Below are 12705 nucleotides of genomic sequence, written 5' to 3' on the forward strand. Positions count from 1 at the left end.
GCGGCCTGTCCTCTCTCGGCGCCGGGGCCCGCCCGGCAACCATGGTGTCAACATTCCGATGTCGCGAACATCTGGATATCGAGAGTATCCTAGCCCCGTTGTGAACGCGGAATGGAGAGGAGTGGTGATGGCCCGACTGACACGGGTCCAGCAGCAGGCGCGCACGCGCGCCGCGGTCCTGGCCGCCGCTCGGACGGAGTTCGTGGAGTACGGCTACGCCCTGGCGAAGGTCGACCGCATCGCCGAACGGGCGGAGCTGACCCGGGGCGCGGTCTACTCGAACTTCCCCGGCAAGCGCGCGCTGTACCTGGCGGTCCTGGTCGAGATGGTGGAGAGCGCCGGCGGGGACGCCCAGCCCGACGCGCCCGACGGCCTCGGCGACGCCCTCGGCCGGTTCGCCCGGGCGTGGCTGGAGCGGCTGCCGCTGTCCGAGGAGACCGCGGCGGGCGGCCGCCTGCAGCTGCGCTCCCTGGCCGGGGTCGTCGACGACGACCACGGCCGCGCGGTGCTCGCGCAGACCGCCCGCATCGAGGCGCTGCTGCTCGCCATCGCGCTGGAGGGCTGCCCGCCGCAGGGGAGCGCGCAGCGGCGGGTGCGGCTGGGCGAACTGGTCCTGACGCTGCTCGGCGGCTCCGGCGCGCTCGCCGAGACGGCCCCCGGCTTCGGCGACCCCTTCGACCTCGCCCGCGCCTGCGCGCACCTGGCGGACCTCGACCTCGCCGACACCTGGGCGCCACCCCACCTGCGCCACATCCGGCCCGCCGAGCCGTGCGGCGAGCCCTGGACCCCGCCCGACCGGGCGGTGGACCTGATCACCGGCGCGCCGGTCGGCCTCGACGGCGACGGCGTGGTGGCGGTGCTCGGCGCCCGCCGCCTGGGCGCCGCCGAGGAGGCCGTCCGCGCGGCGCGGCCCGGGGAGCCCGTCACCGTGGTGGCCGCCACCGGCGACCCGGCCGAGACCGGGCGCCTGGTCCGGCTCAGGATCAGCGACCTCGCGACCTGCCTGCGCCGCGTGTTCCAGGCCTCCACCTGGCGGAACCTGCGGCTGGTCCTCGATGACACGGGCGCGGTGGCGTCGGCCGCCGGCCTGCCCGGTGCCGACGACGACACCGAGGCCGCCGTCCGGATCGCGGACGGCGCCATCGCCGCCCGCGCGACCGGACGCGGCGCCGCGCACGCGGCCGCCGCCTTCACCCCCGAACCCGCCGCACCACCGCGGAAGGACACGCCATGACCCTCCTCGACCCCCCGGCCGCCGACAACGGGCTGGCGGTGCTGCACGCCCTGCGCTGCTGCGGCCACTCCGGTACCGTCCGCGTGGCGGCGGCCGCGGGCCTGGACCCGGCCGACGCCGAGTCCGAGCTGATCGACCTCGCCGTCGACGGGCTCGTCACGCGCGAGGGCGGCCCGTTCGGCGCGTGGGGGCTGACGGACGCCGGCCGCGCAGCGGACGCCGAGCGCATCACCGCCGAACTGGAGTCGGCGGCCGCCCGCCCGGCCGTCACGGCGGCCTACGAGCGCTTCCTCGTGCTCAACCCCGAACTCCTCGACCTGTGCACGGCCTGGCAGCTGCGGTCCGTCGACGGGGCGATGACCGTCAACGACCACGGCGACCCCGCCTACGACGCCCGCGTCCTCGACCGGTTCACCGACCTGGACGCGCGGGCGGCGGCGGTGTGCGCTGCGCCGGCCGCCGCGCTGCCCCGCTTCGGCCGCTACCGGGACCGCCTCGCTCGCGCCCTCGCCCGCGCCGTTGCGGGCGAGCTGCAGTACGTGGCCGACGACGTCGCGTCGTACCACACCGTGTGGGCCGAACTGCACGAGGACCTGCTCGCAACCCTCGGGATTGCCCGGTGGTGAGGTGGGTCCACCCGCTGTCGGCGGACACCGAGGGGGCGGCCGACGTGCTGGGCGCCAAGGCCCACGGCCTCGTGGCGCTGCACCGCCTGGGGCTGCCGGTGCCCCCCGGGTTCGTCGTCACCACCGCGGCCTGCCGCGAGTTCCTGCGCGCGGGCCGCCTCCCCGACGGCCTGGCGGAGGAGCTGGCGGAGGCCACCGCCGGGCTGGAGGCGGCGACCGGGCGCCGGTTCGGCGGGACGCGGGCCCCGTTGGCGGTGTCGGTGCGCTCCGGGGCGGGCGTGTCCATGCCCGGCATGATGGCCACCGTCCTCAACCTCGGCCTCACGGCCGAGGCGGCCGACGCGCTGGCCGCCGAGACCGGCGACGCGCGGTTCGCCCTGGACGCCCGCCTGCGGTTCCTGTCCGGGCTCGCCTCCGCGATGACCGGGGCGGACATCGACGGCGCGGTCGGCCCCGGCGGCCCAGCCGGCCTCGGCGCGGAGCCGGACGGCGGCGAGCGGGCGCGCCTGGCCGCCGCGATCGAGCAGGTGCGGTGGTCCGTCCGGCAGCGGTGCGGCCGCGCCGTCCCGGAGGACGCCGCCCGGCAGCTGGAACTCGCCGTGTGCACCGTCTTCGCCTCGTGGGAGGCGCCCCGGGCGCGGACCTACCGCGAACTCCACGGCATCCCGCACGACCTGGGCACCGCCGTCGTGGTGCAGGCGATGGTGTTCGGCACCCGCGACGCGCGCAGCGGCACCGGGGTCGCCTTCAGCCGCGACCCCAACACCGGGGAGGCCGGCCCGTTCGGCGACGTCCTCTTCGGCCACCAGGGCGAGGCCGTCGTCTCCGGCCGGACCGCGACCCGGCCCCTGCGCGACCTCGCCGACCGGGAGCCCGATGTCTGGGCCGCCCTGGCCGACGCGCTGCGCCGGATCGAGGGGCACCACCGCGACGCCTGCTACGTCGAGTTCACCTTCGAGTCGGGTGAGCTGTGGCTGCTCCAGGCCCGGCCCGGCCGGTTCGTCGGGGCCGCGGCCGTGCGCGTCGCGGTCGACCTCGCCGACGAGGGCGCGATCACCCGGGGGGAGGCGCTGCTGCGGGTCGCGCCGCACCACCTCCGCGACGCCCGCACGCCCCGCATCGCCGCGTCCGCGCGGGCCGCCGTCGTCGCCCGGGGGGTGGGCGCCTGCCCCGGCGTCGCGGTCGGCCGGATCGCGACCACCACCGACGCGGCGGTCCGCATGGCCGCCGACGGCCCGGTCGTCCTGGTGCGTCCCGAGACGTCCCCGGACGACCTGCGCGGCCTGGCCGCTGCGGCGGGCATCGTCACCGCGCGCGGGGGACCGGCGAGCCACGCCGCGGTCGTCGCCCGGGCGCTGGGCCGGCCCGCCGTGGTCGGCGTCGGCGGCCTCACCGTCGACACCGCGGGCGGTGCGGTGCGGGTCGGCGGACGCACCCTGCCCGAGGGCGCGCTGGTGACCATCGACGGGACCGGGGGAGAGGTCGCGCTCGGCCGCCCGCCCGTCGCGGCGGGCACGGCGGGCCCCCACCTGCGCCGGTTCCTCGACTGGGCCGACGACGTGTCGGGCGACCGCTCCGCGCGCGGGGAGGCCGAACGGCTCGGCGCCGCCCACGCCGTACTGCGCGTGGACCGGCCCTAGGGAGCGGTTTTCGGATGCTTTCGGGCCAGCGAGCGGCCTCGCCCCTGCTGTGCCTGCTTCCCGGGCCGGCACAGCGGGGGCCCTGGGCGGCGCCCGCACGCCGATGTGCGAGGTCCGCCGAGGTCTGGCCGTTCGCCCTGGTCGGCGCCGCGAGCGTCGTTCAGGCCCCGCTGTGCGGAGCTGCGGAGCGGTGCCCGGCAGGGGCGTGGTCGCGGGCCCGGAACGGGCCGGAGAACACGACTTAGGGGTGCGCCGGTCCGCGCGGTACCGGGCGCACCGCGCGGACCCGGGGCTCAGGGGCGGACACCCCGCGCGAACCCGGTCCAGCGCAGGTCGGCGGGCAGGTGGCCCATGTCGTTGTACAGCAGGACCGTCGGCGGCACGCCGTCGCGGTACTCGATCGCGGTCAGGGCCGTGTTTCCGCAGCTCAGCCCGAGCCACCGCGCGGGCGGCGCGTCGAGGGCGTGCCGCACCAGCCAGGCCGCCTGGTAGGCGTGCGTCACCAGGACCTCGAACGTCTCGGTCGGCGCGGGGCGCGCGAACCTGGCGACCAGGTCGTCGGCGAGGCGCGCGCCGGCGGCCGCCTCGGCGGCGTCGTAGCCGTCGAAGAACCCCGCCCACGCGGGCGGCGGATCGGACGGCACGTGCGGGACGTGGTCGATCAGCTCGGGCGCCGCCGCCACGGGGACCCCGGGCAGTCCGCGGCCGATGATCTCCGCCGAGGCGGCCGCCCGGGGGAGGGGGGGAGTGCCACACCGCGTCGACCGGGACGCGGGCGAGTCGCTCCGCGAGGAGTTCCGTCTGCCGCCGCCCCGTGTCGGTCAGCTCGCCGAACGGGTCCACCTCCCCGTGCCGTACCACCCACAGGTGCCGAGCCGGCATCGCGACCCCTCTCTTCTCTTTTTAGGATGTCATGAACATCCGGATGTCCGCGACATCTTAATGGAGGGCGTCCGTGCCGTGTCGGGCGGGTCGGGTCGGGAGGGGGGCGGCGGCGGGCCGCGGCGGTCCGCCGCCCGCGCGAGCTGCGGCGGGGCCGGCGCGGCGGTACCGGGTACCCGCCGGACGGAGGCGGGAGCCGGGCTCTACCCTCATATCGAACTTCTCGGATCGGAGCACCATGCACGCCACCCGCCTCATCCCCGCCGCGCTCGTCGTCCTGGCCGCCACCGCGTGCGGCGGTTCCGCCGAGGCCGAGACCCGGGCGGCCGGGGCCGAGTGCGAGGACTACATCGCCTGGCAACTGGAGCTGCCGGACGACGCGGTGTTCGGCGCGTCCCCCGAGATCACCCCGGTCGAATCCACCTCCGAGGACCTGCGGCAGTACGAGGTCGCCGGCACCTTCGATACCGAGGACGGCCCCAGCACCGCGTACACGTGCTTCATCACCAACAACTCCGGCGACTGGGTCGTGGTGGACCTGCGGACCGAGGAGCGGTAGCCGGTCGCCGGGTCGCGGCCGCCCCCGACGAGCCGCTCCTTGCCGCCGGGGAAGTGGAAGCAGAGCGAACCGCGCGGTGCCCCGCTGGCGGCGCTCACCTGGTCGAGCCCGGCGCCGGGGTCCCCGGCGCTCTCGACCGGCTCCTGTGGGGCGCCCAGGAGGCGCTCCCGTGTCTCGGCACCCTTCCGTCGCATGCCGCCGCCCGCAGCGCCCGCGACCTCCGTTTTGAATATTCATGCGAGATGGCACATAATCTTCCTATGTCTAAGGTCCTCACCTCCCTGCCCACCGGCGAGCGCGTCGGCATCGCCTTCTCCGGCGGTCTGGACACCTCCGTCGCCGTCGCCTGGATGCGCGACAAGGGTGCCGTGCCGTGCACCTACACCGCCGACATCGGCCAGTACGACGAGCCCGACATCGCGTCGGTGCCCGGCCGCGCGGCGGCGTACGGCGCCGAGATCGCGCGCCTGGTCGACTGCCGTGCGGCGCTGGTCGAGGAGGGCCTGGCCGCGCTCACCTGCGGCGCGTTCCACATCCGCTCGGGCGGCCGGTCGTACTTCAACACCACACCGCTCGGCCGCGCCGTCACCGGCACCCTGCTGGTCCGGGCGATGCTGGAGGACGGGGTGCAGATCTGGGGCGACGGCTCGACGTTCAAGGGCAACGACATCGAGCGCTTCTACCGGTACGGCCTGCTGGCCAACCCGCACCTGCGCATCTACAAGCCGTGGCTCGACGCGGACTTCGTCTCCGAGCTCGGCGGCCGCAAGGAGATGTCGGAGTGGCTGCTCGCCCACGGCCTCCCCTACCGCGACAGCACCGAGAAGGCGTACTCCACCGACGCCAACATCTGGGGCGCCACCCACGAGGCCAAGACCCTGGAGCACCTCGACACCGGCGTGGAGACCGTCCAGCCGATCATGGGCGTGCGGTTCTGGGACCCCGAGGTCGAGATCGCCGCCGAGGACGTGACCATCACCTTCGACCGGGGCCGCCCCGTGGCGATCAACGGCAAGGAGTTCCCCTCGGCGGTCGACCTGGTGATGGAGGCCAACGCCATCGGCGGCCGCCACGGCATGGGCATGTCCGACCAGATCGAGAACCGGGTCATCGAGGCCAAGAGCCGCGGCATCTACGAGGCCCCGGGCATGGCCCTGCTGCACGCGGCCTACGAGCGCCTGGTCAACGCGATCCACAACGAGGACACGCTCGCCCAGTACCACAACGAGGGCCGGCGCCTCGGCCGCCTCATGTACGAGGGCCGCTGGCTCGACCCGCAGGCGCTGATGATCCGCGAGTCGCTGCAGCGCTGGGTGGGCACGGCGATCACCGGCGAGGTGACGCTGCGGCTGCGGCGCGGCGAGGACTACTCGATCATGGACACCTCCGGCCCGGCGTTCAGCTACCACCCGGACAAGCTGTCCATGGAGCGCACCGAGGACTCGGCGTTCGGCCCGGTGGACCGGATCGGCCAGCTCACCATGCGCAACCTCGACATCGCCGACTCCCGCGCCAAGCTGGAGCAGTACGCGGGCCTCGGCATCGTCGGCAACACCCACGCGACGCTCCTCGGCGCCGCCCAGGCCGCGTCGACCGGGCTGATCGGCGCGCTGCCCGAGGGCGGCGCCGAGATCATCGCCTCGCGCGGCCGGGTCGAGGGCGACGACGAGCTGCTCGACCGCGCCGCGATGGAGTTCGGCACCGACTGACCCCGGACCGCGGCCGCAGCAAGGGCGGCCGACCCGGCGGAGCGCCGCCGGTCCGCCGCAGCGGGCCGGCGGCGCTCGGTGTGCCGGGGGGAGCGGGGCGGGCGGGGCCCGGCGGCTCGCCGGGCCCCGCGGCGCCTCAGCCGATCTCGGTGGTGGCGGCCGACCACGTCCGCAGCCGGTGCAGCGCGGCCTCGGCCTCGCTCAGGGGCGGGGGCCGGTGCGGCAGGCCGTCCCCGGCGCCCTCGTCGGGCATGCGCAGCCGCCGCCACGCGGTCACCCACCGCTGGATCTCGTCCTCGCCGCCGCCGCAGGCGGAGACGAACGCGCACAGCACCGTGAACTTCGGCAGCTCGCGCGGGTTGGCCAGGGTGGTCTGGAACGTCGAGCGCGACACCGCGCCGCCGCAGAAGCGCTCCAACTGGCGCAGCGACCAGTCGCCCGACCACACCCGGAAGCGCTGCATGGCCGCCACCAGCTGTGCGGGGGTGCGCGCGTCCAGGGGGTTGGGGCGCCGCCCGTAGCCGGCGAGGTCCTCGATGACGCCGGGCCGCTCCAGGCGCTCGCCGTGCGGCTCGCGCGCAGCGGGCTCCTCCTCGCGGGTGACGGGCACCATGCGCACCCAGCCGTAGACTTCGCGGTCGGCGCCGCGCCGCAGCCGGTGCGGGGCGGCGCCCGGCGCCGGCCGGTAGACGGTGGCGGGTTCGGGGGCCAGGGAGTCCTGGGGGCCGGTGGGGCCGAGCAGATCGCCGGTCATCACGCCTCCCCCTGAGCGGGGCGGGCGGGCACCAGCCGGCGGGCGATGTCGGTGGCGGTCCCCAGTACCGCGGCGCTGAGGAGCACGGCGGTGGCCAGATCGTGGCCGGACGCCATGAGCCCGCACGCAAGTACGAGGACGAGGACCACGACGAGAATTCGCCCCCAGGAAATCCCGGGACGGAAAAGGATCATGAGGTTACTCTGCTTTCTGGGAGAAGGCTGTGACCTGGGCTCACAAGATCCATTTGGGGTGATCGCGCCGAAGGAGAGAGAAGGGGGCGATCGCCGGAATGAACCTGCGTGTCGGGAAAGCTACCTCATGACTAAGCCACATCAAAGCACCATCGCAAACAGCGCGGGCTTTTCGCGTCGAGTTTCCCTTTTGGGGTGAGAAGCCGTTTATCGCGGCCGTTCGCGTCGGCGCCGACCCTGCTCGGCGCCGCCCGGCCGCGCCTGTCCGCACCCGTCTTGAACCGACTTCCCATGACGGAAACGGGTTGCCTGATTGGTGGGCGTCCAGATGTGGTAAGAACCTCCGTGGGTGCGGTGGAACCCGGTTCGGCGGATTCATACCGTCCGCTGAACCGATTCGGTTCCGTCCGTAACCCCGCTGTTTCGGAGTCCGCCTGTGACCTGGGCACCCCGGACCCTTCGGGCCGGGGCGGTGCGGTGCGGGGCCGAAGGGGAGAGGAGAGACTCCCCGTCGGCCCGGTGCGGCGCCCCGACAGACGAGCGGCCCCCGGCCCGGAAACGGGCCGGGGCCCGCGCACCGGCCCGGAACCGGGGCCGGGACCCGACGCGGACCGCCCGGCTCCGCACCGCTGCGCCCGCGCGCTCAGTCCTCCGGCGGTCCGCCGCCGCGCAGCCCCCAGGCGTCGAGACCGGAGTAGATGATCGCGAGGCGGCTGCCCGGGGCGTCGAAGCACTCCGCCTCGCCGGTGTAGAGCGCCACCAGCTCGTCGCCGCCGCGCCACCACGTGTCCGCCAGCCCCGCGACCTCGTGCACGGGCGCGTAGCCGGACAGGTCCAGGGCGTCGACCGCGCCGCCCGTGACCTTGGTGATCCGCCGCGCCCACATCAGGACGTGCGCGGTGAGGGCCAGCGCCTCGACCCAGCCCTCGACGGTCGCGTGCAGCGGGGTCCAGCGCTCGGCGTGGATGCCGAACTCCCCGCCGGGCCCGACCATGAACCCGTACGGCACGGCCGTCCGCTGCGGCCCCGCGTCGAACCGCCAGCCGCCGCCGGGCGCGGGTTCGGGCACGTCGGCGCGGAACCAGAGGGGGCCGCCGCTGTACTGCGCGCCGGGCGGCAGCACCCACCCGCCCCACCGCCGCTGGAAGTCGGCCACCCGACGGGCGTCGTCCGGCGGCATCCCGAGATCGAGCAGGCGCCGCGTCTCGATCCGCGGCACGGCGACCCGGACCCCGTGCACACGGAGGTGGTAGTCGGCCCGGCGGGACAGCCCGCCGGGCACGTCACCTTGGGGGAGGAGTTCCACGCCCGAACGCTAGCCCCTCCGCCCACCCCCACCCGCCCGGCGCGCCGGGCGGCCGGGTGAGGGCGGTCGGCGGCGGAGGAGGCATGGCGGACACGGGGGCGGCGAGGGCGTCGACGTCGCCGCGTGCGGCGCTCCGCTCTTCGGCGGTCAGGGAGATGACGAGCCGCCCACCGGGGCCGAGGCGGCCAGCGTGTCCTCCTGGGCCGCGTCGCCGCTCTGCATACGGACTAGGGCGGCCCGCATCGGCGTGCGACCGCCCTCCCGGTCGACAGCAGGCGTCGATCACGCGGCTAACACCGCCGTTCCCGGTGGCGGGGTTCGCGCCGCGACGCGGGACCGGCGCGGGCGGGGTCAGGCGTCGAAGCGCATGGCGACCACGTGTTCGGCGGGGACGCGGATGAGGATGCGGCGGTCCGGGCCCGAGCCCAGGTCGCTGTAGGCGCCCGGCGGTGCGCCGTAGCGCCGCTCGATGCGCTCGATCCAGGCGGTGACGGTCGCGGCGTCCTCGATGTACTCGGCGCGGCCGCGCAGGGTCACCGAGATGACCGGCGCCGTCTCGGAGTCGACGCAGACCGAGACACGCGGGTCGCGGCGGACCGCCCGGCCCTTGGCGGTGGACCGGGTGGTCGTGAGCAGGACGTCGCCGCCGTCCTCGGCGAACCACACGGGGGTCACGAGCGGGGATCCGTCGGCCAGCAGGACGGCGACCTTGGCCGTGCGCCGGCCTTCGGCGAGGAAGGCCCGCCATTCGGCGGTGGAGAGCTGGATGGGCATGCCGCGATCGTAGGCGGGGGGACCGACATCCGTCCGCCTCCCGCGCCTTCCCGGCCCGCCGGCCCTTGACGTGGTCCATGGCTGTGGCTCACCTCTAGATGCGGACACTAGAGACAGACTTCGGTGAACGAGGTGCCGCATGACCGTCCTGTCCTACTCCCGCTACGTCGTCGAACCCGAGAACGCCGACGACCACGTCGTCCGCCGGGCCGCCCTGATCACCGCCGTCCGCGCCGAGGTGCCCGGCCTGGGACCGACGCGGGTGGCCCGCGTCGACGAGCGCACCTGGCCGGACGTCTGGCTGTGGGAGTCGAGGGAGAGCGTCGAAGCCGCCCGCGCATACGCGCCCACCCTGCCCGAGGCCGCGGCGGCGTTCGCCCTGCTCGGTGAGCACCGGCTGGAGTTCGCCGACGTGGTCGACGAGGTCTGAGCGGGCCGTGAGTGCCCCGCCGGTGGGGGTGTGCTCCCGTGGGCGGTGGTGCGGGCTCCCCCGGGGGTCGGGGGTCCGGTGCTCCTGAACCGGGGCCGTCCCGGGCCGCAGAATCGAGGCGGGCCGACGGGGCCGCCCGGCGGCGCCCGCCCCCAGTTCGAGCACACCGCCACCAGGAGGCCCCCATGACCGCGCCGACAGCCGTCCCCACCGACCATCCCGGCCCTCCGGCCGCACCCGGCCGCCCGCCCGAGGGAGGGCGGCCGGGCGAGGCCGATGCCGCCGCGCGCCGTCCGCAGCGGGGCGTGCCGGTGGGGGCGCTGATCACCCTGGCCGCTGTGGGCGGGGTGTTCCTCACCGTCCTGCTCACCGGACACGACCCCGGCCCCTGGTGGGCCTGGTTCCCGCTGACCAGCGGCCTGGTGCTGGCCGCCCTCGGCCTGCGCCTGCACCGCTTCGATGCCGTGGCCGCCGTCGTGGCGGGCCGGGTGCTCCTGCTGGCCGGCGCCTCGTCGGCGACAGCGGGCGTCCTGCTGCTCTTCGAGGTGATCGAGACCGGCTGGCCGGCGTTCCTGGTGGTCGCCGGCGCCGCCCTGGCGGGGGCGGCGGTGGACCGGACGCGGCGCGGCCGCCGCCTGGGCGGCCTGGTCGACCGCCTGCTGCTCGTGTGGGGCCTGGGCTGCGCCGCCCTCGGCGCGGTGTTCGCCCTGTGGTTCGGTGCCGGATTGGATCGGCTGGGGGTGTTCTCGCCCGAGGAGTGGACCGGCGGCCTGGTGGTCGTCCTCGGCGCGCACGCCGCCCTGGAGGGCGCCCGGACCTGGATGTCGGACCGCATGCGGGACGTGGTGGTCTCGGCGCTGCTGCTCAGCGCCGGCCTGGCGGCCGTGGTGCACGGCGTCGCGCTGGCCTCCTGGCCGTGGTGATCCGCCCGGCCCGGTGCGGTCGACCGCCCGCCCGCGCGGGCGGGCGGTCGACCGCACCGCTGTCAGGCCATGCCGCCGTTGGCGTAGACGGTCTGCCCGTTGATCCACCGGCCGGGCCCGGCGAGGAAGGACACGACCTCGGCGATGTCGCCGGGCGTGCCCAGCCGGTTCATGGGGTTGAGCCCGGCCAGCCGGTTGACGGTCGCCTGGTCCTTGCCGTCGAGGAAGAGGTCGGTGGCGGTGGGGCCGGGCGCCACGGTGTTGACCGTGATGTCGCGGCCGCGCAGCTCCCTGGCCAGGATGAGGCCGATCGCCTCGACCGCTCCCTTGGACGCCGCGTACCCGGCGTACCCGGGCAGGGCCGTCTTCGTCACCGTGGTGGAGAAGGTGAGCACGGCCCCGCCGTTGCGCACCCGGCGGGCCGCCTCCCGGGCGACGAGGAAGGTCCCGCGGATGTTGGTGCGGTGCATGCGGTCGAGGTCGTCCATGTCGATCTCGGCGACCGGCGACAGCACCATGACCCCGGCGGCGTGGGCGACGACGTCGACGCCGCCGAACGCCTCCTCGGCGGTGTCGAACAGCGCCGCCACGTCGGCCTCGTCGCCCACGTCGGCGCGGGCGGCGACGGCGGTGCCGCCGTCGGCCGTGATCTCCGCGACGGCGTCCGCTGCGGCGGCCTCGCCGCCGACGTAGCCCACGACGACGGCGAGCCCGTCGGCGGCGAGGCGCCGGGCGACGGCGCGGCCGATGCCGCGCGACCCCCCGGTGACGATGGCGGTGCGGCGGGCGTGCGGGTGCTCGTACGGGTGCTCGGTCATGTGGTCCCCCTTGGCCGCGGCCGGTCGGCCGCGCGTTGGTATCGGTGTTAACGACATCATGGAATCATTGATAGCGTCAAGGTGCTACCACCCCGGTGTTATCGTCGTTACATGAGCGAGCGGCCGACCACCACCCGGGACCGGATTCTGCGCGCCGCGGCGGACCTGCTCGCCGAGGGCGGCCGCGACGCGGTGTCCACGCGCGCCGTCGCGGCGGCGGCACGGGTGCAGGCCCCCGCCATCTACCGCCTCTTCGGCGACAAGCGGGGGCTGCTCGACGCGGTCGCCGCCCACGGGTTCGCCGCCTACCTGCGCGACAAGACCGCCCGCCCGCCCTCCGGCGACCCGGTCGACGACCTGCGGCGCGGCTGGGACCTGCACGTCGCGTTCGGCGTCGCCAACCCCGCCGTCTACACGCTGATGTACGGCGACCCCCGGCCGGGGGCCGCCCCCGAGGCGGCCCGCGAGGCGGCCGCCGTCCTGGACGGGCTGGTGCGGCGGGTGGCCGAGGCCGGGCGGCTGCGGGTGGCCGCCGACCGCGCCGCCGCGATGATCCACGCGGCCGGGTGCGGCGTCACGTTGAGCCTCATCGCCACCCCGCCCGCCGAGCGCGACCCCGGCCTGTCGTCGGCCGCGCGTGAGGCCGTGCTGGCCGCCGTCGCCACCGGCGGGCCGGACGCGGACGGCGACGGCGGGGTGGCCGCCCGGGCGGCGGCCCTGCGGGCGGCCCTGCCCGGCACACCCGGCCTGAGCGGCAACGAGCGCGCCCTGCTGGGGGAGTGGCTCGACCGCGTCACCCGCGCCTCGGCCGAGGGCTGACCGGCGGCACGCCGCCGCGTCCGCCCGCCGTGGCGGG

At 75.9% G+C, this 12705-nt stretch carries 14 protein-coding genes and 1 pseudogene; 8 read left to right on the forward strand and 7 right to left on the reverse strand.

All coding sequences use genetic code 11. From position 1 onward, the window contains the following. The first annotated feature begins 127 nt into the window (after positions 1 to 127). The 3 genes from NT8_RS10660 to NT8_RS10670 are packed head-to-tail and all read left to right on the forward strand — an operon-like array spanning position 128 to position 3500. A complete protein-coding gene (locus NT8_RS10660; protein WP_067967058.1) occupies positions 128 to 1234 on the forward strand; it encodes a TetR/AcrR family transcriptional regulator in 1107 nt (368 codons plus the stop codon). Beyond that, the gene (locus NT8_RS10665) at positions 1231 to 1860 is read left to right on the forward strand and encodes a transcriptional regulator (protein WP_067967060.1); all 630 of its coding nucleotides are present in this window, start codon (positions 1231 to 1233) and stop codon (positions 1858 to 1860) included. The genes NT8_RS10660 and NT8_RS10665 overlap by 4 nt, the downstream gene beginning before the upstream one ends. Continuing rightward, positions 1854 to 3500, forward strand: a complete 1647-nt coding sequence (locus tag NT8_RS10670; RefSeq protein WP_245646122.1) for a pyruvate, phosphate dikinase — start codon at positions 1854 to 1856, stop codon at positions 3498 to 3500. Before NT8_RS10665 ends, NT8_RS10670 begins: the two co-directional genes overlap by 7 nt. 293 nt (positions 3501 to 3793) lie before the next feature. On the opposite strand, the gene NT8_RS10675 is transcribed toward NT8_RS10670, so the two are convergent. Together NT8_RS10675 and NT8_RS30780 are read right to left on the reverse strand one after the other, a co-directional pair. Next, entirely contained in the window at positions 3794 to 4183 is a 390-nt protein-coding gene (locus tag NT8_RS10675; protein ID WP_245646123.1) for a histidine phosphatase family protein, read from the reverse strand. Between the two features lie 118 nt (positions 4184 to 4301). Further along, a pseudogene (locus NT8_RS30780) lies at positions 4302 to 4382 on the reverse strand (histidine phosphatase family protein); the annotation flags it as partial. Positions 4383 to 4620: 238 nt separating this feature from the next. On the opposite strand from NT8_RS30780, the gene NT8_RS29290 reads away from it, so the two are divergent. After that, on the forward strand, positions 4621 to 4941 hold the full coding sequence (locus tag NT8_RS29290; RefSeq protein WP_067967063.1) for a hypothetical protein: 321 nt from the start codon (positions 4621 to 4623) through the stop codon (positions 4939 to 4941). A 260-nt stretch (positions 4942 to 5201) separates the two neighbouring features. Further along, complete coding sequence (gene argG, locus NT8_RS10685) at positions 5202 to 6650, forward strand: argininosuccinate synthase (RefSeq protein WP_067967066.1); 1449 nt, start codon at positions 5202 to 5204, stop codon at positions 6648 to 6650. Between the two features lie 136 nt (positions 6651 to 6786). Here the strand turns inward: argG and NT8_RS10690 are convergent, their stop codons facing one another. The 4 genes from NT8_RS10690 to NT8_RS10705 form a co-directional block, all read right to left on the reverse strand. Beyond that, positions 6787 to 7404 carry a hypothetical protein gene (locus NT8_RS10690; RefSeq protein ID WP_067967067.1) on the reverse strand — a complete coding sequence of 206 codons (618 nt, stop codon included), beginning with the start codon at positions 7402 to 7404 and terminating at the stop codon, positions 6787 to 6789. Then, positions 7404 to 7598 (reverse strand): hypothetical protein, encoded by a 195-nt coding sequence (locus NT8_RS10695; protein WP_067967071.1) that lies wholly within the window; start codon positions 7596 to 7598, stop codon positions 7404 to 7406. The genes NT8_RS10690 and NT8_RS10695 overlap by 1 nt, the downstream gene beginning before the upstream one ends. A 643-nt stretch (positions 7599 to 8241) precedes the next feature. Then, entirely contained in the window at positions 8242 to 8904 is a 663-nt protein-coding gene (locus NT8_RS10700; RefSeq protein ID WP_067967073.1) for a hypothetical protein, read from the reverse strand. Between the two features lie 351 nt (positions 8905 to 9255). Beyond that, positions 9256 to 9678: a PPOX class F420-dependent oxidoreductase gene (locus NT8_RS10705; protein ID WP_067967076.1), complete on the reverse strand. Its 423-nt coding sequence runs from the start codon at positions 9676 to 9678 to the stop codon at positions 9256 to 9258. A 139-nt stretch (positions 9679 to 9817) separates the two neighbouring features. Between NT8_RS10705 and NT8_RS10710 the strand changes: the two genes are divergently transcribed. Both NT8_RS10710 and NT8_RS10715 read left to right on the forward strand, forming a co-directional pair. Beyond that, positions 9818 to 10108: a hypothetical protein gene (locus tag NT8_RS10710; RefSeq protein ID WP_067967079.1), complete on the forward strand. Its 291-nt coding sequence runs from the start codon at positions 9818 to 9820 to the stop codon at positions 10106 to 10108. 185 nt (positions 10109 to 10293) lie between these two features. Continuing rightward, a complete protein-coding gene (locus NT8_RS10715) occupies positions 10294 to 11031 on the forward strand; it encodes a hypothetical protein (protein WP_067967082.1) in 738 nt (245 codons plus the stop codon). A 62-nt stretch (positions 11032 to 11093) separates the two neighbouring features. On the opposite strand, the gene NT8_RS10720 is transcribed toward NT8_RS10715, so the two are convergent. Further along, positions 11094 to 11849 carry an SDR family oxidoreductase gene (locus NT8_RS10720; protein WP_067967086.1) on the reverse strand — a complete coding sequence of 252 codons (756 nt, stop codon included), beginning with the start codon at positions 11847 to 11849 and terminating at the stop codon, positions 11094 to 11096. A 111-nt stretch (positions 11850 to 11960) separates the two neighbouring features. Here NT8_RS10720 and NT8_RS10725 point away from each other — a divergent pair, with 111 nt between their 5' ends. After that, positions 11961 to 12668, forward strand: a complete 708-nt coding sequence (locus NT8_RS10725; RefSeq protein ID WP_067967089.1) for a TetR/AcrR family transcriptional regulator — start codon at positions 11961 to 11963, stop codon at positions 12666 to 12668. Positions 12669 to 12705 lie beyond the last annotated feature (37 nt).

The organism is Nocardiopsis trehalosi NBRC 14201 (genome assembly GCF_001552555.1).
GTDB lineage: Bacteria > Actinomycetota > Actinomycetes > Streptosporangiales > Streptosporangiaceae > Nocardiopsis_B > Nocardiopsis_B trehalosi.

What these genes read in the sequence shown, in the direction of transcription:
- NT8_RS10715 (WP_067967082.1), top strand. Translation starts at nt 10,294, where the DNA reads ATGACCGCGCCGACAGCCGTCCCCACCGACCATCCCGGCCCTCCGGCC.
- NT8_RS10720 (WP_067967086.1), bottom strand. Translation starts at nt 11,849, where the DNA reads ATGACCGAGCACCCGTACGAGCACCCGCACGCCCGCCGCACCGCCATC.
- NT8_RS10690 (WP_067967067.1), bottom strand. Translation starts at nt 7,404, where the DNA reads ATGACCGGCGATCTGCTCGGCCCCACCGGCCCCCAGGACTCCCTGGCC.
- NT8_RS10665 (WP_067967060.1), top strand. Translation starts at nt 1,231, where the DNA reads ATGACCCTCCTCGACCCCCCGGCCGCCGACAACGGGCTGGCGGTGCTG.
- NT8_RS10705 (WP_067967076.1), bottom strand. Translation starts at nt 9,678, where the DNA reads ATGCCCATCCAGCTCTCCACCGCCGAATGGCGGGCCTTCCTCGCCGAA.
- argG (WP_067967066.1), top strand. Translation starts at nt 5,202, where the DNA reads ATGTCTAAGGTCCTCACCTCCCTGCCCACCGGCGAGCGCGTCGGCATC.
- NT8_RS29290 (WP_067967063.1), top strand. Translation starts at nt 4,621, where the DNA reads ATGCACGCCACCCGCCTCATCCCCGCCGCGCTCGTCGTCCTGGCCGCC.
- NT8_RS10725 (WP_067967089.1), top strand. Translation starts at nt 11,961, where the DNA reads ATGAGCGAGCGGCCGACCACCACCCGGGACCGGATTCTGCGCGCCGCG.
- NT8_RS10710 (WP_067967079.1), top strand. Translation starts at nt 9,818, where the DNA reads ATGACCGTCCTGTCCTACTCCCGCTACGTCGTCGAACCCGAGAACGCC.
- NT8_RS10695 (WP_067967071.1), bottom strand. Translation starts at nt 7,598, where the DNA reads ATGATCCTTTTCCGTCCCGGGATTTCCTGGGGGCGAATTCTCGTCGTG.
- NT8_RS10660 (WP_067967058.1), top strand. Translation starts at nt 128, where the DNA reads ATGGCCCGACTGACACGGGTCCAGCAGCAGGCGCGCACGCGCGCCGCG.